General features: G+C 60.3%; 13 protein-coding genes and 1 rRNA gene. 10 read left to right on the top strand and 4 right to left on the bottom strand.

Features of this window, described 5'->3' with window-relative positions:
- Nucleotides 1-5: 5 nt before the first annotated feature.
- Nucleotides 6-344 carry a hypothetical protein gene (locus HDC30_RS19525; protein WP_027611112.1) on the top strand — a complete coding sequence of 113 codons (339 nt, stop codon included), beginning with the start codon at nucleotides 6-8 and terminating at the stop codon, nucleotides 342-344.
- A 126-nt stretch (nucleotides 345-470) separates the two neighbouring features.
- Here HDC30_RS19525 and lapD read toward each other — a convergent pair whose 3' ends face one another.
- Together lapD and lapG are read right to left on the bottom strand one after the other, a co-directional pair.
- Nucleotides 471-2,417, bottom strand: coding sequence for a cyclic di-GMP receptor LapD (lapD, locus tag HDC30_RS19520; protein ID WP_098966539.1), 1,947 nt, complete (start codon nucleotides 2,415-2,417; stop codon nucleotides 471-473).
- Nucleotides 2,418-2,431: 14 nt separating this feature from the next.
- Nucleotides 2,432-3,124, bottom strand: a complete 693-nt coding sequence (lapG, locus tag HDC30_RS19515) for a cysteine protease LapG (protein WP_183784457.1) — start codon at nucleotides 3,122-3,124, stop codon at nucleotides 2,432-2,434.
- Nucleotides 3,125-3,320: 196 nt separating this feature from the next.
- Between lapG and HDC30_RS19510 the strand changes: the two genes are divergently transcribed.
- The 5 genes from HDC30_RS19510 to HDC30_RS19490 all read left to right on the top strand — a co-directional run bounded on the left by HDC30_RS19510 (nucleotide 3,321) and on the right by HDC30_RS19490 (nucleotide 10,400).
- Nucleotides 3,321-4,031 carry a GntR family transcriptional regulator gene (locus HDC30_RS19510; RefSeq protein ID WP_027611110.1) on the top strand — a complete coding sequence of 237 codons (711 nt, stop codon included), beginning with the start codon at nucleotides 3,321-3,323 and terminating at the stop codon, nucleotides 4,029-4,031.
- Nucleotides 4,032-4,799: 768 nt separating this feature from the next.
- Entirely contained in the window at nucleotides 4,800-5,576 is a 777-nt protein-coding gene (locus HDC30_RS19505) for a DUF3050 domain-containing protein (protein ID WP_183784454.1), read from the top strand.
- Nucleotides 5,573-6,502, top strand: a complete 930-nt coding sequence (locus tag HDC30_RS19500) for a diiron oxygenase (protein WP_183784452.1) — start codon at nucleotides 5,573-5,575, stop codon at nucleotides 6,500-6,502. Before HDC30_RS19505 ends, HDC30_RS19500 begins: the two co-directional genes overlap by 4 nt.
- A 13-nt stretch (nucleotides 6,503-6,515) precedes the next feature.
- Nucleotides 6,516-9,908, top strand: a complete 3,393-nt coding sequence (locus tag HDC30_RS19495) for an amino acid adenylation domain-containing protein (RefSeq protein WP_183784450.1) — start codon at nucleotides 6,516-6,518, stop codon at nucleotides 9,906-9,908.
- A gap of 24 nt (nucleotides 9,909-9,932) precedes the next feature.
- Nucleotides 9,933-10,400, top strand: a complete 468-nt coding sequence (locus HDC30_RS19490) for an SRPBCC family protein (RefSeq protein ID WP_097086764.1) — start codon at nucleotides 9,933-9,935, stop codon at nucleotides 10,398-10,400.
- Nucleotides 10,401-10,546: 146 nt separating this feature from the next.
- On the opposite strand, the gene HDC30_RS19485 is transcribed toward HDC30_RS19490, so the two are convergent.
- The gene (locus HDC30_RS19485) at nucleotides 10,547-12,427 is read right to left on the bottom strand and encodes a methyl-accepting chemotaxis protein (protein WP_027611105.1); all 1,881 of its coding nucleotides are present in this window, start codon (nucleotides 12,425-12,427) and stop codon (nucleotides 10,547-10,549) included.
- 311 nt (nucleotides 12,428-12,738) lie between these two features.
- Between HDC30_RS19485 and HDC30_RS19480 the strand changes: the two genes are divergently transcribed.
- From HDC30_RS19480 to HDC30_RS19465, 4 genes are all read left to right on the top strand, one after another.
- Nucleotides 12,739-13,239 (top strand): sigma-70 family RNA polymerase sigma factor, encoded by a 501-nt coding sequence (locus HDC30_RS19480; RefSeq protein WP_183784448.1) that lies wholly within the window; start codon nucleotides 12,739-12,741, stop codon nucleotides 13,237-13,239.
- Nucleotides 13,239-14,240 carry a FecR domain-containing protein gene (locus HDC30_RS19475; protein WP_183784446.1) on the top strand — a complete coding sequence of 334 codons (1,002 nt, stop codon included), beginning with the start codon at nucleotides 13,239-13,241 and terminating at the stop codon, nucleotides 14,238-14,240. Before HDC30_RS19480 ends, HDC30_RS19475 begins: the two co-directional genes overlap by 1 nt.
- Nucleotides 14,241-14,328: 88 nt before the next feature.
- Nucleotides 14,329-16,830: a TonB-dependent siderophore receptor gene (locus HDC30_RS19470; protein ID WP_183784444.1), complete on the top strand. Its 2,502-nt coding sequence runs from the start codon at nucleotides 14,329-14,331 to the stop codon at nucleotides 16,828-16,830.
- A gap of 76 nt (nucleotides 16,831-16,906) precedes the next feature.
- Nucleotides 16,907-18,085, top strand: coding sequence for a PepSY domain-containing protein (locus tag HDC30_RS19465; RefSeq protein ID WP_183784442.1), 1,179 nt, complete (start codon nucleotides 16,907-16,909; stop codon nucleotides 18,083-18,085).
- 65 nt (nucleotides 18,086-18,150) lie between these two features.
- Here the strand turns inward: HDC30_RS19465 and rrf are convergent.
- Nucleotides 18,151-18,236 (bottom strand): 5S ribosomal RNA (gene rrf / locus HDC30_RS19460); the annotation flags it as partial.

Raw genomic sequence — 18,236 nt, 5'->3', positions numbered from 1 at the left:
GCTCAATGTTTTACGTGCAACGCGATGCGCAAGGTCTGTTGATTCGCGTGGAAGCAGCGGCCTACGCCGAGGCCACGGAAACGCTGCCGGCCGACAGCCATGAAATCCAGGCCTGGTTCGCCAATGAAGTGGTGGAAACCAGCCTGAAACAGCTCAAGCAGAGCGACCTGGAAATGATTCGGGTACTCGACGACCTGATTCAGGTGCTGACCCAGAAGGGCGTGATCCGCGTCACCGACCTGCCGCCGGCGGCGCAGGCCAAGTTGATGGACCGCACCCAGGCGCGTGAGGCATTGGGCGGGTTGAGCCAGTTGATTGATGATGATGAAGGTGGGCTGATCTGATCCCGCATATTCGTTGAATGATCTGGCCCCTTCGCGAGCAGGCTCGCTCCCACATTTGAAATGCATTCCAATGTGGGAGCGAGCCTGCTCGCGAAGACGGCATCACTGACACCGCCTTACCAAGATTCACTTCCAGGGCGTGGGCTCACCAAACAACTGCCCCTGCACCCCATACAAGCCCATCTCGCGAATCACCGACAACTCGCCTTCGGTCTCCACCCGCTCGGCAATCAACGGTAGATCGATGCTGTGCGCCGCACGCTGGATCGCCTCGATGAACAGGCGCTTGTCGCTCTCCTGATCGATCGCGCGAATGTAACTGCCATCGATCTTCAGGTACGCCAGCCCCAGCCGCGCCAGGTTGCCGATCATGCTGAAGCGTCCACCAAAGCGCTGCAGGCTCAGGGAGAAACCGAGTTCACGCAGGCGCCGGGTCAACTGCTCCAGCACCGCTTGCTCCGGCAATTGCTCCTCGCCGATCTCCAGCGTCAGGCGCTCGCCGAGGTCGGAGTGCGCGCGCAGAATCTCGAACACTTTGTTCAGCGCTTGTGGATCGGCCAGGGTTGCCGAAGACAGGTTCAGCGCCAGCGAATCTTCGTGCCCTTTCATCTGCTCCAGCACGCGTTCGAGCATCAGACGGTCCAGTCGCGCGGTCCAGCCAAAACGCTCGAGCCACGGCAGGAAACGCCCGGCCGGGATGGTCTGGCCCTGTTCATCCAGCAAGCGCGAAAGCACTTTGTAATGCAGCACCAATTGCGTGTCCTGAGCGGCCACCACCGGTTGGAAGTACAGCTCGAAACGCTGCTGATTCAGTGCCTGATCGAGCAAGCGATGCCAGGCATGGTGATCGTCACCGACGTCCGCCACCAGGCTCTGATCGATGCACGCCCAGTTCTGCTCGCCCTGTCCCTCGGCCTGCGCCAGCGCCTGATCGCCCAGGGTCAGTACCGCTTGCGGTGAATCGCCGTGAGCAAACGGAGCGAGGCCGATGGAGGCCACGGCCGGCACATCGGTTGCGCCAGTGGCATGCAGGCTGCTCAATGCGCTGTCGAGATTCTGCGCCAGTTGCAGCGCTTCTTCGCGCACCAGTCCCGGTGCCAGCACGGCGAATTCACCGCCGCGAATCCGGGTGACGAGGTTTTGGGTTTCCGGGTATTTGGCGCATTCGCGGGACAGTTGCTCGCCGACGGCTTTCAACAATTCATCGGTGCGCTGACCGCCCAGACGCTGATTGAGCCCGGCCAGATCCTTGACCCGCAACAGCAGCAGGTAACCGGAACTGGCCTGCTCCGGGTTGCTCACGCGGTTGTGCAGTTGCATCTCGAAATAGCGCCGGTTGGCCAGCCCCGTGAGGTTGTCCTGATAAGACTCGGCACGCAGTTTTTCACTGCGCTCGGCCTGCTCCTGGAACAGCGCCTTGAGCTTCTCGACCATCTGGTTCATCGCCTGCACCACGCGCCGCAGTTCCGGGGTACGCGGCAACTCCGGCAGGCTGAGGAATTCGCGGCGGGCGATGGCGTGGGACTGTTTGACCATGTAATCCAGCGGGCGCAATTGCCGGCGCAGCAGCAACGCGCCGAGCACTGCACTGACCGCGCCGCACAGCAGCAGCCAGCCGAGGCTGCCCAACGCGCTCTGCCACAGCTTGGCCACGGCAAACATCGGGTGGCTGACCACCTCGACCCGCGCCGCCTGCTCCCAGCCACGGCTGACCAGCGCGTCGCCACCGGCCGGCTCCAGGCCGATCAGTTTGACGAACCAGTCAGGCACATTGCTCACCGCCGGAATTCCGCTGCGCTCGACAATGGTCTTGTCGGTCTTGAGATCGACCACGCGGATGCTCGCGTAATAGCCGCTGTCGAAAATCGAGCTGACCAGCAGCTCGACCATCGCCGGGTCGTCGATATTCGGCGTCAGCGACAATGCCAGCGCCGTGGCGGCGTCCTGGGCATGGGAGCGCAGCTGGTTGACGTACTGGGTGCGCGAGCTCTCCAGACTGACCATGAAGCTGCCGGTGAAGGCGACCACCAGGAACAGACAGATAGCGATCAACAGCTGTTTGAACAAAGACATCTGAGCGCGTGCTCCTAGTTAGTCGTTTCGACCGGGAAACCTTCGGCCTGCATTTTCTTCAGCACATCCTGCCAGCGCGACAGGCGTTTGGTGTCACCGACCTTTTTGTTGCCCTTGGCTCCCGGCAGGTACAGACCTTCAGCATTGAAAGAGTAGACCGGCAGTAAATCGGTTCGCTGGGACGCAGGCTGAATCGGATCGATCAGGCTGTCGAGCACCAGCGGCATGGCATCGGGGGTGGCGTAGTAAGTCAGCACCATGTGTGCGCGATTCTGGCGCAGTGCCTTGACGTAGGTGATGCGCAGCTTGTCACTGGAGACCCCGAGATGGCGCAGGCTGAAATACTTGGCGATCGCGTAGTCTTCGCAATCGCCGGCGCCTTTCCACAACGCTTCGATGGGCGTCTCCCAATAATCGACCTGCCCCCACAGATCGATATCTTCTACATAACGCACCTGTTTGTTGAAAAACAGGTTCACCACTTTCAGCTTTTCCATCTCGCTGACCTGTTTCTGCGTGGCCAGCAGGTTTTGCCAGGCATCGATCCGCTGCTGCCCGGCACCCAACGGGCCGTAGAGCGCCGTAGCCTTGCGGCTGATCGCGGAAAAATCCCAATCGGCATGCAGGCCGCCCAGCATGACGCCGGCCAGCAACAGTGCGCAGCCTAGCCAGCGCAGAGTCCGGGGGATCACGAAACGTACCGCCACAGCAGGTTTCCAGGGGGCAGGAAGGAAAGCGTTTGATGGTGAAGCTTAGCCCGGCAAAAAACAATGGCACCATGAGATCATCGCCATCGCGCTAAACTTCACAGAGGACAGCAATCCTTTACATGGTTTGACAACCTGTAGAGCAATCACTAGTGTCTTTGGATCCAAATTCCGTCGTCATTCAGGGTGAGTAGTTGTGACACAGAAGCCCAAACCGCTGCACAGCATCAAAGTCGATGGGCCGATTCCCGCACACCTTGCCCGCTCGATCATCGAAGAAACCCTGCGCTCGGCGATCCTTGACGGTCGCTTGCCGTGCGGCACCGCCCTGCGCCAGCAGGATCTGGCCGACCTGTTCGGGGTCAGCCGCATGCCGGTGCGCGAGGCTCTGCGCCAGCTCGAAGCGCAGGAACTGCTGAGCGTCACCACCCACAAGGGCGCCGTTGTAGCGCCGCTGATCCAGGGCGACGCCACCGAAACCTACGAGTTGCGGATCCTCCTCGAATCCGAAGCCATGCGCCAGTCGATCCCGTTGCTGACCAGCGCCGATCACGCGCTTGCCGCCGGCTATATCGAAGAACTCGAAACCCAGCACGACTACAGCGAAATCGGTCGGCTCAACCGTCTGTTCCACATGGCCCTGTACAGCAAGGCACCGAATAAGCGTCTGCTGCGGCTGGTCGAAGACGGCCTCAACGAGGAGGAGCGCTTCCTGCGTTTCAATCTCGAAGCCATGGGCCTGGGCAAACTCTCCCAGGAAGATCACCGCGCCATGCTCCAGGCCGTGATCGAGCGCGATGTCGAGCTGTCGGTGAAGTTGCTCACACATCACCTCAACCGTGGCGTCGACGTGATCACCCGCTTCCTCGCCAGTCCCGCCGGACAAAACCGCAAGGCCGTGCGCTGACACCCTTCACGCCGGTCTCAGGCCTTCGCGCCTGACCGGCGAATAACCCGCTTACAAATCCTCTCCCCGATCCTCCGCAAACCTGGTGGCGGATCCGCGTGTTCGCTCTAACCTCCCAGCGCTGGCAAGCCCGCCATTGCGGCTCGGCGCGGACGAATCGGTCATAGCCGTCCCGCCAATTTACCCGCACTCTTTAACGGCCACCCCATGAAGAACGGGCGACGCGCCGCACCGCCGGCGCAGTCCCCGCACCAGGAACCTACGGAAGGAGCCTTGCCACGGGAAAAAGGGAAGTTACGGCGCCGTTTCCGGCCCACTTTCATTCCTATACATCACATTCAATTTCCGCTTCTTAAAGTTGCTTTGAGTGAGGCATTCACTCTTGTCTTCAATTTTGGCCATTATTTGCCGAAAGGAGCAACTACGCCCAAGTAAAACTTAAACAAAAAGTTTTACCGGGCCGACTCACACTTGAAAAACACACAACTAAAAATAATTAAAAATAAACTTGTTAAGTTATTTGACGATGTATTAGCTTTTCCTCGCCGAGCAGGTTCTACCTGCAAACACGGCACGGCTCCGCAGTCAGACAATAACTTTGGCAAATATTCGCCAACGCATGACCGAGAGCCTTTCATGCACTTTGCAAACTTTCATCAATCCGAATGAGGCCCGTGTTCGCCAATAGAAAACATTTCAAACTTATCAAGTCCGTGTTGATGCACTGAACGAGCAACTCCCTCTATTCCAATAACACCGAGGTTCGCCATGATGCCAACTAAAGAACAACTCGCCCTGAAAAAAGCGCAATTGAGCGTTCACCCGATCTTTACCGAGATCGATTCGTTATCGGTACTGCGCCGGTTCATGGAATCCCACGTCTTCGCCGTGTGGGATTTCATGTCGTTGACCAAGCGCCTGCAGCAGGAACTGACCTGTACGCGGCTGCCATGGTTACCGCCACGCGATCCGCATGCTGCGCGGCTGATCAACGAGATCGTGCTTGGCGAAGAGTCCGATGATCGTCCCGCCCACGGCCATTACAGCCATTTCGAACTGTACCTGGACGCGATGCGCGAAGTCGGTGCGAGCACCACGGCGGTCGAACGGTTTGTCGCGCTGCAACAGGAAGGCGTGAGTTACGACGTCGCCCTGCAAAGCGTTGAGGTTGATCCGGCAGCGGCGAAATTTGTGCGCGAGACGCTGCACACCGCGCTGCACGCACCGGGCCACAGTGTCGCCGCCGCGTTCCTGCATGGTCGCGAAAGCGTGATCCCGACGATGTTCCAGCGCATCCTCGATGACTGGGGGATCGGCATCGAACAGGCACCCACCTTGCGCTATTACCTGGAGCGCCACATCGAGGTCGACTCGGAAGATCACGGTCCGGCGGCGGAGCAATTGCTTGAGCGTCTGGTCGACGGCGATCCGCAGCGCGAAGCCGAGGTTTATGCCAGCGCCATCGCGGCGGTGGAAAGCCGCATCGCCCTGTGGGACGGCCTGCGTCTGAGCATGCGCGAGCCCTTGGCGGAGGTGGCCCGATGAACGCCGCCGACTACCAATCCTTCGCCGACGCCTGGGAAACCCGCGCCACTATCCGCACCCGGCCACGGCGTGTTCTGGAAGACGATGAGCGCCTGATCTATCCGCTGAGCCGCCAGCCCCTGGTGCTCAGCGAAACCTTCCTGCGCGAATGCCCGCAGCAGCGTGATTTCGCCCTGGTGCAGACGCTGTACAAATTCATCAACGACGTGGTGATTTTCGAAACCGAAATCGTCGACCAGACCGCCCGCGCCATCGCCAAGAATCGCTTCGCCGTGCCGTTCCCGTTCGCCTGTCGCTACGACGCCATGACCGTGGTGGTGGACGAGGATTACCACGCGCTGGTGGCGATGGACTTCATGCAGCAGACCGTAGCCATGACCGGCATCGAGCCGATCGAATTGCCCGCAGAAATCGAACTGAGCCGGGCGATTCCTGCCGCTGTGGCGTTGGCGCCCGAGCACCTGCGCAGCGCGGTGGAACTGATCTGCGTGGCCATCGCCGAGAACACCGTAACCGGCGACGTCGCCGCGTTCGCCCGGGACGACACGGTCAAGCCATCGATCAAAGGGCTGATGGCCGATCACTTGCTCGACGAGGGCCGGCATTCCAGCTTCTGGGCTCGCATGGTGCGCATCTATTGGCACACCGCCAATGACGCGGACCGGGAAACCATCGCGCAGATCCTGCCGGTGTTCATCGGCCATTACCTGACCAACGATATCCAGAAGTCCTTCGATCTGCGCCTGATCGACGCCTTGCCGGTCAGCGAGGCAGTGCGCCGTTTGCTCAGGGACGAGATGGCCGGGCTGGCGTTCCCGATCAATCGCCACCATCCGCTGGTGGGCAACATCGTGCGCTTTTTCCACAACAGCTCGCTGCTCGACACGCCGTGCGTGCAGCACGCCCTGCGTGACTATCTGGTTTGATGAGGAGGCCGACATGAGACGTCTCGACATTTTATTGATTGGCGCCAGCCAGGCCATGACCGACCTGGCGCAGGAACTCGAACAACACGGTCACTCCTTACGGCGCAGCGGCGCGGCGCAATCGCCAGTAGATCTGATCATCGACGATGGCTTCATCGGCGCCGGCGATTTCTGCGCCATCCCGCACCTGCATCTGCGCCTGGGTATCGCTGCGCAGCGCCTTGGCGGTTTACCGACGCTCGACCTGCTGTGCTTCCTCGGCTCGTCACTGATCAGCCGTGTGCCGATTGGCGATGAGCCGTCCGGCAATGGTCAAGCACTGCGCCAGCGAGTGCTGACGCAGGTGGTCGACGAAGTCGCGCTGCTGGTCAGCCGTTTCTCCCGCGATGCCGAGTTTTTTCAGCAGGCATTGCCAGCTACCGCGCCGGACTTCGAACAGGTGGAAGATCTGTCGTTTCTCGACAGCCTGGCTTACGTCCATCGCCTCAACGCCACGACGCATCCGGCATTGTTGCAACAGGCGCAGACGCCGTTGATCGAACGCCTGCAACGCAGCCTGATCGAACACGCCGAGCGACCGGCGCTGCACCTGGCCGAGCAGTCGCTCAGCTACCGCCAGTTGCACGCCCACAGCCGTGCGATCCAGCAATGTCTGCAACCGTTGCTCGAGCAGCATCCGCAGCCGTGGATCGTGGGTATCTGCCAGCCGAAAAGCCCGGCGCTGTTCGCCTCGATTCTGGCCGTGCTCGGCAGTGGCGCCGTGTATCTGCCGCTGGAGCCGAGCCATCCGTTGCAGCGCCAGCAATACATCCTGCAAAACGCCGGCGCGGTGTTGTTGCTGCACGACGGCGAGCATCCGCTCGGTGAGTCGATGCCGGGGCTGGATGTCAGTCATATCGACAGTGCCGACGCGGATCTCAGCCAACCGTTGATGCGTCAACGGCCGACGCTTGAAGCACCGTGCATGGCGCTCTACACCTCCGGCACCACCGGGCATCCGAAGGGTGTACTGCTGAGCCAGGCGAACCTCGCGCATTTTACCGCGTGGTACGCCGATTACGTGCAATTGCGCGCCGAAAGCCGGGTGTTGCAGTTCTCTTCACTGAGCTTCGACTCGTCGCTGATCGATATCTTTCCGACGCTGCTGCAGGGCGCCGAACTGGTGGTACCGGATGACACCCAGCGCCGCGATCCGCTGCAACTGGTGGCGCTGATCCGCCGCCGGCAACTGACCCACGCGTTCCTGCCGCCGGCACTGCTGAGCATCCTGCCGCTGGAGCAACTGCAAGGCGTGGAAGTGATGACCGGCGGTGATGTCTGCGAGCCCTTCGTCATCGAGCAACTGACCCGGCAGGGCACGCTGCACAACCTCTACGGCCCCACCGAGGCCACGGTGCTGATTACCGCTCGCCAGCTCAAACCGGGTGACAGCAACCGCACTCTTGGCGCACCGATTGCCAACAGTCAGGTGCTGATTCTCGATGACGAGTTGCAACCGGTGCCGGAGAACACCGTCGGCGAATTGTTCATCGTCGGCCCCGGCGTTTGCCTCGGTTACTTGAACAATCCGCAGCAGACCGCGGATCGTTATCTGACCCTGCAACTGCCGCACGGTGAGAACTTGCGCGCCTACCGCAGCGGCGACATGGCCAAGTGGGGCGAACACGGCATTGAGCTGTGCGGACGGCGCGACAATCAGGTGAAGATTCGCGGTTTCCGGGTCGAGCCGGAAGAGATCGAGCGCTGCCTGCGCGAGAGCCAGTTGTACCGCCAGGTGGCGGTGGTGATCGACCATCAGCGGCGGATTCTGGCGTTTCTTGCGCAGCCGCAGTCGGACGCTGCCCGCGATCTGTTGAAGGCGCATGCCCAGCAGTTTCTGCCGGACTACATGCAACCGGTGGCGTGGACTGAACTGGCGCAGATGCCGTTCGCCAGCAACGGCAAGGTCGACCGCAAAGCGTTGCTGGAGCTGCCGGTGAGCGTGCAGGACAGCAGTCCGAAATGCCTGCCGGCAAACGCTGACGAAGCGTTGCTGCTGGAGATCTGGGCGGAACTGCTGGAGCTGCCGAGCAGCGATATTTCCACCGACGAAAGTTTCTTCAACCTCGGTGGGCATTCGATCCTGCTGTCACGGATGTTGCTGCGTTTGCGTGAGGAATTCGGGCGCAGCATCTCGATCAACCGCTTCATCGAACTGCCAACCATCATCAAGCTCGCCACGCTGGTGCGCGGTACCGATGACAGCGCGGTGCTCAGCGCCCTGGCCATGGCCGACGCCGAACGCCCGCTGAACATCGAGCCGCTGCCGATCAGTCGCCTGGGTGATGTGCACAAGGTGATCGTCACCGGCGCCAACAGCTTTGTCGGCGTGCACATTGTCGAAGCGCTGCTTGGATGGGGCGCCAGCGAGGTGGCGTGTCTGGTGCGTGACGGCGGCGGGCAAACCGCGGCGCAGCGGTTTGCTCAGGCGCTGCGTGAGAACCGTCTCGAGCATCTCGATTTGAGCCGGGTGCGGATCTACTCCGCGAACCTCACCCGACCGCAACTCGGCCTGGCCGATGACGATTATCAGCGCCTGGATCGCGAGTTCGGCGCGCTGGTGCACAACGCCGCCAACGTCAATCACGTGCTCGATTACGAGTCGCTTGCCGCAGATAACGTCGAGCCGATTTTCGAGCTGCTGCGCCTGTGTGAAGGGCGCAGCAAAAAGGTCTTCAACTTTGTCTCGACGCTGTCCGCTTCCAGCACCGTCGACGGCGAAGGCCGAGTGCTCGAATTGCCCGCCGCACCGACCCCGCCAATCTACATCCGCAACGGCTACAACCTATCGAAATGGGTCGGCGAGCGCGTCCTAGAACGGGCTCGCGAGCGTGGGGTGTGGGTCAACCTGTATCGCCCCGGCAACATCAGTTTCAACAGCCTGAGCGGCGTCTGCCAGCCGCACAAAAACCGTTTGATGCTGATGCTCAAGGGCTCAATCCAGCTCGGTCAGGTACCGGCCTTCGCGCTGAATTTCGACCTGATGCCAGTGGACTTTCTCGCCCGCTTCATCGCCTTCCACGCCAGCCGTTATTCGACCGAGCGTGCGGTGTTCAACCTGCACAACCCCGAACCGCTGAGTTGGGATGCCTACGTCGCTTCGTTCCGCGAAACCGGCAGCGAGTTTTCGCTGGTCAGCGTCGCCGACTGGCAGCAGCAACTGGGCCGGGTCGATGCCGACAACGCGCTGTTCGGCGTGCTCGGTTTCTACCTCAACGGCTTCGAGGAAGACATCGGCGACATCTCCCTGATCGGCCACGCCAACGCTGAAGCCGGCGTGCAACAGATGGGCGCGCACTACCCGGAAAAATCCCCGGCGCTGCTGCGTCGCGGCTGCGATTACCTGAAAGAAATCAATTTCATCTGATTCATCCAAAAAAGGAGCAACACCATGAGCAATCTGCAACCCGACACCCTGATCAAAAACCCGCACGGCTGCCACGTTGTGTCGTCGGTGGAAGTGCCGGCGGACGCGGCGCAGGTCTGGGCGGTGGTCGGCAATTTCGCAGGCTTCGACCGATTCATTCCGGCGCTGTCGCACATCGAAATGACCGGCGACGGCGTGTCGTCGCTGCGCAAGAAGTTCTTCAAGGACGGCAACGTGGTGGTCGAGCAACTCAACTCACGCGATGAGCAGGCACGGGCCATGACCTGGACCACGATCTACAACACCTTGGGTGTGGCGAATTTGTGGGCAGCAATGAACGTGGAATCATTGGGAGCGGGCAAGTCGCGGGCGACCTGGACGATCATTGCCGAGCCGGCCAGCGGAGGTACCGAGGCACTGCCGGGATTCAAGGATTTCGTGCAGGGGTTTGCCGATGATGCGATGGGGAATGTGCTGAAGCTGTTTGTATAAGGCTTCAGTTTGGCGGTGACTGAACTACCGCCTTCGCGAGCAAGCCCGCTCCCACATTTTGATCGCATTCCTTCTGTAGGAACGCGGTCAATTTGTGGGAGCGAGCCTGCTCGCGAAGAACGATAACGCGGTCTCGAATCTGAAAGTCAGATCTTGAAGCTGTCGACCAACTGCTTCAACCGATTCGCCTGCTGCGACAACGCATCACAATCCTTCAATGTTTCATTGAGGTTGGCCACGCTCTGCTGGTTCAGCAGGTTGATCTGGTTGACATCGACGTTGAGGGTTTCCACCACCGCCGTCTGCTCTTCGGTCGCGGCAGCCACCGACTGGTTCATGCCGTCGATTTCGCCGATGCGCTGGGTCACGCTGACCAGGCGCAGGCCCGCCTGATTGGCCACTTCCACGCTCTCTTCGCTGGACGCCTGACTGGCGTTCATGGTGGTCACCGCTTCACGGGAGCCGACCTGCAAGGAGGTGATCATTTTGTGGATCTCTTCCGCCGATTCCTGGGTGCGGTGGGCGAGGTTGCGCACTTCGTCCGCCACCACCGCAAAACCACGCCCGGCTTCACCGGCACGGGCCGCTTCGATGGCCGCGTTGAGCGCCAGCAAATTGGTCTGCTGCGAGATGCCTTTGATCACATCGAGGATGTGGCCGATGTTGTCGGTGCTGGCATTCAGGGTTTCGATCTGGGTGCACGACAGGCTGATCTTCTGCGACAGCTCGGTCATCGCCTGAATGGTCTGCTCGACCACCTGACGACCGTCATCGGCCTGCTCGCTCGCGCCGCTGGCGTGCTGCGACGCATCGGCGGCGTTGCGGGCGATTTCCTGAGTGGCGGCGCCCAACTGGTTGATCGCGGCAGCCACGCTGTTGGTGCGCGCACTTTGTTCGTCGGAGCCGATGATCGAGGCGTTGGACGAGGCCATCACCCGTTGCGACAGGTCGTGCACGTGACGGGTAGCCGACGACACTTCGGAAATCGACGCGTGAATGCGCTCGACGAACTGGTTGAACGCGCTGCCCAGTTCGGCGAACTCATCCTTGCCTGCCACGACCAGACGCCGGGTGAGGTCGCCTTCGCCTTGAGCGATGTCCTGCATCGCGCGGCCCATGGTGGTCAGCGGACGCATCAGGACGTTGATCAGCAGGCTCAGCAGCAGCGCAATCGCAGCGACCGCGACGAACATCGCGATCAGCGCCGAAGTACGGAACTGGCTGAGGGCGGCGTAGGCCTTGTCGCGATCGATCGACAGACCGATGTACCAATCGGCATTCGGCAAACCGCTGACCGGAGTGAACGACAGGATGCGTTCCTGGCCGTTGAGCACCACGTTCTGGTTGCCCTTCTCGATGCGCACACCGGAATTCGGGTAGATGTCCTTGAGGTTCTTCATCACCTGGTCTTTGTCCGGGCTGACGATCACCTGACCGTCACCGCTGACCAGGAACGCGTGACCGAGGCCACCGAAGTCCACCGAGTTGATGATCTTCACCAGTGTTTCCAGGCTCAGGTCACCGCCGACCACACCCAGCAGTTCGCCATTCTTTTTCACCGGCATGGCGATGGTCACGACCAGACCACCGACCGCCGCCATGTATGGCGGCGTCAGCATGGTTTTGTCGGCGACCACGGCCTGCTTGTACCAAGGGCGCTGACGCGGGTCGTAGCCGTCGGGCATCTTCGCGTCAGGCCGCTGGGTGAACACTCCGTTGGCCTGACCGACGTAGGTGAACTGGAAGTTCGAGGTGAAGGCCGGTTGATCGACCAGCCCCGGGAAGTCGGCGTCCTTGCCCTGATGGGCAACGTTCTGCGCGAGGTTTTCCAGCACCAGAATTCGCCCGCTCATCCAGTTCTGCACGCTGCTGGCGGTCAGATCGCCGGCCTGCTGTACGGACGACTGGAGGTTCTGGCGAATGGTGTTGCGCTGCAGATAGTCGTTGTAGAGGGTGAACAAAGCGAAAGCCAGGACCACGACGCCCGAGGCGGCCAACAGGATTTTATGGCTGAACTTGAGATTCATTTCATGGGACTTCTTATGCAAAAGTGGGGATGCGTTCCGGGATGCAACATTCCATGTACAGCGCAGGCGGCGTTCTGACGGCCGCTCTACTTTGGTGCACGCATGTCTCACCAGTCTGTCGGCACCATTCACGGAAATCTTAGGGCTGCGTGGGAAATGGCCTGCATTTCTGTCAGATTCCCGCCGAACGGCGTGCCAGAGCGTTTGCCACGAAGTTTTTTTGCTGGATCTCCGAGCAGAGGTTGCAAAATTCCCAGCCCTTGATAAAAATGCGACTAATTATCATTTGTGACGTTCGGGCTGTCGCGTTCATGTCCTCACCTGAGTTTGCAGTGCAGGCGCTTTACAGGAGTCATCACAGCTGGCTCAACGCCTGGCTGCGGGCGCGGCTGGGTAACGCCGCGGATGCCGCGGATCTGGCCCAGGACACCTTCGTCCGTCTGATACAGCGCAGCGAACGTCTTGAACTCAATGCGCCTCGCGCATTTTTACGCACCATCGCCCGGGGTCTGGTGATCGACCATTGGCGTCGTGAAGAAATCGAACGCGCCTATCTCGAAACCATCGCCCATTTGCCCGAAGCCGAAACCCCAAGCGCCGAAACCCGCGCGCTGGTAATCGAGTTGCTCGAGAGCATCGCGCGCATGCTTGAAGGCTTGCGACCGAAAGTGCGTCAGGCGTTTCTGCTGGCGCAGTGCGAAGGTTTGACCCACAAGCAGATCGCCGCGCAGATGGGCTTGTCACTGCGTTCAGTCGAACGTTACGTCGCCGATGCGCTGTATCACTGCTACGTGTTGCGGTACGCAAGTTGATGCCTGTGGATAACAACTCAGTCGCGCGCCGCGCCGAGCCGCAGCAACAGGTGGTCAAGCAAGCCATCCACTGGTTGCTGCGGCTGCGTAACAACCATGGCAATGCGCGCCTGAGTCATCAGTGCGACGCGTGGCGCGCCGAACATCATGAACATGAACTGGCCTGGCAGCGCGTGCAGTCGCTGCAGGCCGAACTGAGCCATAACCTGCGCGCCGTGCCCGGCGCCCAGGTGGCGTTCAATACGCTGGAAAACAGTGCGCAAGGGCTGGGGCGGCGACAAGCCTTGAAGCTGCTGTCTGGCGCGGTGCTGATGGGCTCCGCGGCGTGGCTGGCCAAGGACACCTCCGTCTGGCAGCAGTGGCGCGCTGATTACGCTACGGCGACCGGCGAGCGTCGCGGGTTCCAGTTGCCCGACGGCACGCGGATCGAGCTGAACACTGCCAGCGCAGTGGATCTGGACTACACCGCGCAGCAGCGGCTGATCCAACTCACTCGCGGCGAAATCATCGTCACATGCGGCGGTAACGATGAAGGCGCGACGTTCAACCGGCCACTTCGCGTGCAAAGTCGTCATGGTATTTATGAGCCGATAAAAGCCCGCTTCATCTTGCGTCAGGACAGCGATTGCACACGGCTCACCGTCAGCTCCGGGAGCGTCGCCATCCGCAGCGGCGCAACCTCCGTCGAGGCACTCGCGGGGCAGACCTATCTGATCGATCATCATCAGGTGCGCCCGGCAGCGCCACTGGATATGGACGTGGGCGCGTGGGCCGATGGTTTGATTGTGACCCGCAATATGCGCCTGGGCGATTTCCTCAATGAAGTCGGGCGTTATCGTCAGGGCTTTGTGGCGTGCGCGCCGCAGGTGGCGGACTTGCGCCTGTCTGGAGTGTTCCGCCTGGAGGACACCGACAAGCTGTTGGCCATCCTGCCGCAGACCCTGCCGGTGCAATTGCGTTATCGCACTCGTTGGTGGGTCACGCTGGAACCGGTGGCCTGAAATTATTTTGGCGGGTTTTCGCGACGAGTCCGGCTTGGTCTGTAAAGCACTTCAACTCAGCCTTTGCGACTTGCCACGGAAACCGACAATGACTGTCCGCCTCACCTGTAAGAAACCGCTGAATTTCACTGCCGAATCGGGCCTGCTGCGCCACGCCGTTCGCGCTGCCCTGCTGTCCACCGTTCTGGGTGCCGGTGCGCTGCCCGGGCTGAGCCTCGCCGCCCCTGCCAGTGAAGCGAGCAGTCATCGCTACAGCATCGGCGCCGGCCCGCTGGGCGAAGCGTTGAACCAGTTTGCCCGTCAGGCAGGCATTACCCTGGCGATGACTCCGCAGCAAACGCAGGGACAACAGTCTCCGGGCGTACAGGGCGAATATTCAACTGATCAGGCGTTGAGCCATTTGCTCAGCGGTTCGGGCCTGGAAGCAGTCAGCCAGGACGGCAGCAGCTACGTCCTGCGCCCTGTCAGTGAAACCGATGCGCTGGCACTGCCAACCACCGATATCAAAGGTTTCGCCCTCGGCAACGCACTCGGCAGCATGGAAGGCTATAACGCCACCCACAGCCAGATCGCCACCAAGACCAGTACTGCGTTGCTAGAAACTTCGCAAAGCGTGTCCGTGGTCACCCGCGAGCAAATGGACGATCAAGGCTCGCAGACCGTCTCCCAGGCGATGCGTTATACCCCCGGCGTGCTGACCAACCCTTACGGGGCGACCCATCGCTACGACTATGTGGCGATGCGCGGCTTCAACGATGGCTCGGTGGATAACATCTACCTCGACGGCCTCAAGTCGATGGGCGACAGCGGGACCTACAGCACCATGCAGGTCGATCCGTATTTCCTCGAGCGCGTGGATATTCTCAAAGGCCCGTCGTCGGTCTTGTATGGCCGCAGTTCGCCCGGTGGCCTGGTGGCGCTGACCAGCAAAAAGCCGTTGTACGAGGCCTATCATCAGGTTCAGGCCACGGTCGGTACCCAAGGTCAGCGCGGGGTCGGGTTTGACTTCAGCGGCCCAGTCGATGACGACAAGCGCATTGCCTATCGTCTGACCGGTTTGACGGATCAGTCCGATACACAATTCGACCACAACAAGGAAAAACGCTTCGCCCTCGCCCCGACCCTGAGCATTGATTTCACTGAAGACACCTCGCTGACGCTGCAGGCGTATCTGCAGCACGATCCGGATGGCGGCTACCACGGTGGCGTGCCGGCGGACGGGACGATTCATCAGCGCAACGGCAATCGCATCTCGCCGCACTTCTTCGAGGGCGAGCCGGGGATTGATGGCTACTCGCGGGATCAGCAATCGTTCGGCTATCAGTTCGAACATCGCTTCAACGATGTCTTCACAGCGCGACAGAATTTCCGTTACCTCGACTCCAAAGTGAACATGGATCAGGTCTACGCCTACGGCTGGACGACACCAACCAGCAACGAACTGAACCGCTATTACACCGGCGGCGATGAACGTCTGCATGCGTTCATCGTCGACAACATGCTGCAGGCCGAATTCTTCACCGGAGCTACCAAGCACACCGTGTTGATGGGTGCGGACTATCAGCGGCGCAAAACGGTGGTCGACTGGACCAGCGGCGGTCTGGCGCCGATCAATGCGTTCAACCCGGTCTACGGCAATTCGGCGATCGATATGTACGGCGACACAAGTTACCTGCGCCGCCTGGAGCAGACCGGGGTCTACCTGCAAGACCTGATCGAGATGGATCAATGGCGGTTTTCGCTGGGTCTGCGTCAGGACTGGGTCGAGACGTCGGATGAGAACCGTATCGCCGAAGCGGGCCGTCCGGTGGGCACGGAAATCAACGACCGCCGCACCAAACTGACCGGCCGCGCTGGTGCGTTGTATCTGTTCGATAACGGCCTGGCGCCGTACATCAGCTACTCCGAGTCGTTTAACCCGAACTCGTATGCCGACAGCGCCGGTAATCCTCTGCCGCCAACTGACGGGACGCAATGGGAAGTCGGCCTGAAGTATCAACCGCCGGGCACCGACAACCTGTTCACAGCCTCGCTGTTCCGCATTGATCAAGAAAATCTGGCGACCAAACTGCCGCAGGAAAACTTCTACCGCGCGGTAGGCGCTGTCCGTTCGCAAGGGCTGGAACTGGAAGCGCACATGCAGTTGACCGACAACCTGAAAGTACTCGGCAGCTACACCTTCACCGATATCGAGTACTCGAAGTCGATGGTCAGCACCTTGAGCACGCCGACCGATGTGATCGAGAACAAAGGCAACTCGCCGACTCAGGCACCGCGGCACATGGCGTCGTTGTGGGCGGACTACAAATTCGACAGTGCGGCACTCGACGGCCTGCGCCTGGGCGGTGGTGTGCGTTATGTCGGTTACAGCTGGGCGGATGCGGAAAACACGCTGAAGGTGCCTTCCTACACGCTGTTCGACGCATCGATCGGCTATGACCTGGGCAAGGTTGGTTTGAAAGGTGTCGACGTGCGCCTGAACGCGAACAACCTGACCAATGAATCCTACGTGGCCTCCTGCGCGAGTCTGAACTTCTGCTACATGGGCGAAGAGCGCAACGTCGCCGCCACGGTCAGCTACCAGTTCTAAACCTTTGCCTTGTGCATAAAAAAGCCAGCCCCTGTTTTCAGGGGCTGGCTTTGTCGCTTCTGTGGGGGAAATTCTCATGCGCGCATTGTTGGTGTTGTTGCATCGCTATATCGGGCTGGCAACAGCGGTGTTTTTGCTGCTGGCCGGGATCACCGGAAGCATTCTTGCGTTCAATCATGAGTTGGATGAGTGGCTGAATTCGCACTTCTACGCAGCCTCATTTGAGGGGCAACGATTGCCTCCCGGGGCCTTGGTCGACGTGGTGCAAACCACGCATCCGAAGTTGCAGGTCTGGTACATGGAGTATCCGCAGGAGACGGGGCATACCGCCATGTTGGCGGCGGTACCGCGTAATGATCCGGCGACCGGCAAACCGTTCGATGAGCGCAATCAGGTGTTCTATCTGGACCCGGTGAGTGCCGAGCAGAAAGGCCAACGTTACTGGGGCGAGTGCTGCTTTTCCCGGGAGAACTTCATTCCGTTCATTCTTGAGTTTCATTACAACCTGACGCTGCCCGGAAACTGGGGTTTGTGGTTGATGGGGCTGGTTGCCAGCGCCTGGGTGATCGATTGTTTCATCGCGCTGTGGCTGACGTTTCCTCGTGGCAAGCCGTTCTGGAAAAAGTGGTCGGCGGCCTGGAAGATCAAGGGCGGCCACGTTTATCGACTCAACTTCGATCTGCATCGGGCCAGTGGATTGTGGCTGTGGTTGTTGTTGCTACCGATTGCGGTCAGCAGTGTCGCGATGAATTTGCCGAGTCAGGTGTTCAAACCGGCAGTGTCGTGGTTTTCACCGATCGAGCCGAGCGTTTATGAGGCTCGAGGGCGAATGCCTCCCTCGGAGTTGGGGGTGACACAGTTGAGTTATCAACAGGCGTACGAAAGGGCATTGGTCGAGGGGAAGAGGTTAGGGCTGACAGCGGCGATCGGGGAGTTGTATTACAGCTTTGAGTACAACTTCTACGGCGCAGGATTCGGGCAACATGACACTCAAGCGCATGGAAAATCCTGGTTGTTTTTCCACGGTACTGACGGGCGATTATTAGGTCAGGAAATTGCCGGACAAGGGACATTGGGGGAACGGTTTTACCGCTTGCAACTACCGATACATGGCGGACGGATCATCGGCTTCACCGGGCAAGTGATCATCGCGGTATTGGGTGTTGTGATTGCGGGGCTGTCAGGGACTGGCGTCTACATCTGGTGGCGCAAGTGGCAGGCCCGGCGCATCAGCCAGGCTCGTAAAACGGCCTGATGTTTGGGGGTCCTGAAACGACAAAACCCCTGTCTGCGTTAGCAGACAGGGGTTCTGGAATTTAATCTTGACGATGACCTACTCTCACATGGGGAAACCCCACACTACCATCGGCGATGCATCGTTTCACTTCTGAGTTCGGGATGGGATC

The sequence above is a fragment of the Pseudomonas sp. JAI115 genome (genome assembly GCF_014200835.1).
Classification (GTDB): Bacteria; Pseudomonadota; Gammaproteobacteria; order Pseudomonadales; family Pseudomonadaceae; genus Aquipseudomonas; species Aquipseudomonas putida_A.
Note: the sequence above shows the minus strand (reverse complement) of the source record. Positions and strands in the feature narration are given on the sequence as shown.

Coding starts and splice junctions, on each gene's coding strand:
- HDC30_RS19495 (WP_183784450.1), top strand. CDS start 6,516: ATGAGACGTCTCGACATTTTATTGATTGGCGCCAGCCAGGCCATGACC.
- lapD (WP_098966539.1), bottom strand. CDS start 2,417: ATGTCTTTGTTCAAACAGCTGTTGATCGCTATCTGTCTGTTCCTGGTG.
- HDC30_RS19470 (WP_183784444.1), top strand. CDS start 14,329: ATGACTGTCCGCCTCACCTGTAAGAAACCGCTGAATTTCACTGCCGAA.
- HDC30_RS19525 (WP_027611112.1), top strand. CDS start 6: ATGTTTTACGTGCAACGCGATGCGCAAGGTCTGTTGATTCGCGTGGAA.
- HDC30_RS19485 (WP_027611105.1), bottom strand. CDS start 12,427: ATGAATCTCAAGTTCAGCCATAAAATCCTGTTGGCCGCCTCGGGCGTC.
- HDC30_RS19500 (WP_183784452.1), top strand. CDS start 5,573: ATGAACGCCGCCGACTACCAATCCTTCGCCGACGCCTGGGAAACCCGC.
- HDC30_RS19480 (WP_183784448.1), top strand. CDS start 12,739: ATGTCCTCACCTGAGTTTGCAGTGCAGGCGCTTTACAGGAGTCATCAC.
- HDC30_RS19465 (WP_183784442.1), top strand. CDS start 16,907: ATGCGCGCATTGTTGGTGTTGTTGCATCGCTATATCGGGCTGGCAACA.
- HDC30_RS19475 (WP_183784446.1), top strand. CDS start 13,239: ATGCCTGTGGATAACAACTCAGTCGCGCGCCGCGCCGAGCCGCAGCAA.
- HDC30_RS19490 (WP_097086764.1), top strand. CDS start 9,933: ATGAGCAATCTGCAACCCGACACCCTGATCAAAAACCCGCACGGCTGC.
- HDC30_RS19505 (WP_183784454.1), top strand. CDS start 4,800: ATGATGCCAACTAAAGAACAACTCGCCCTGAAAAAAGCGCAATTGAGC.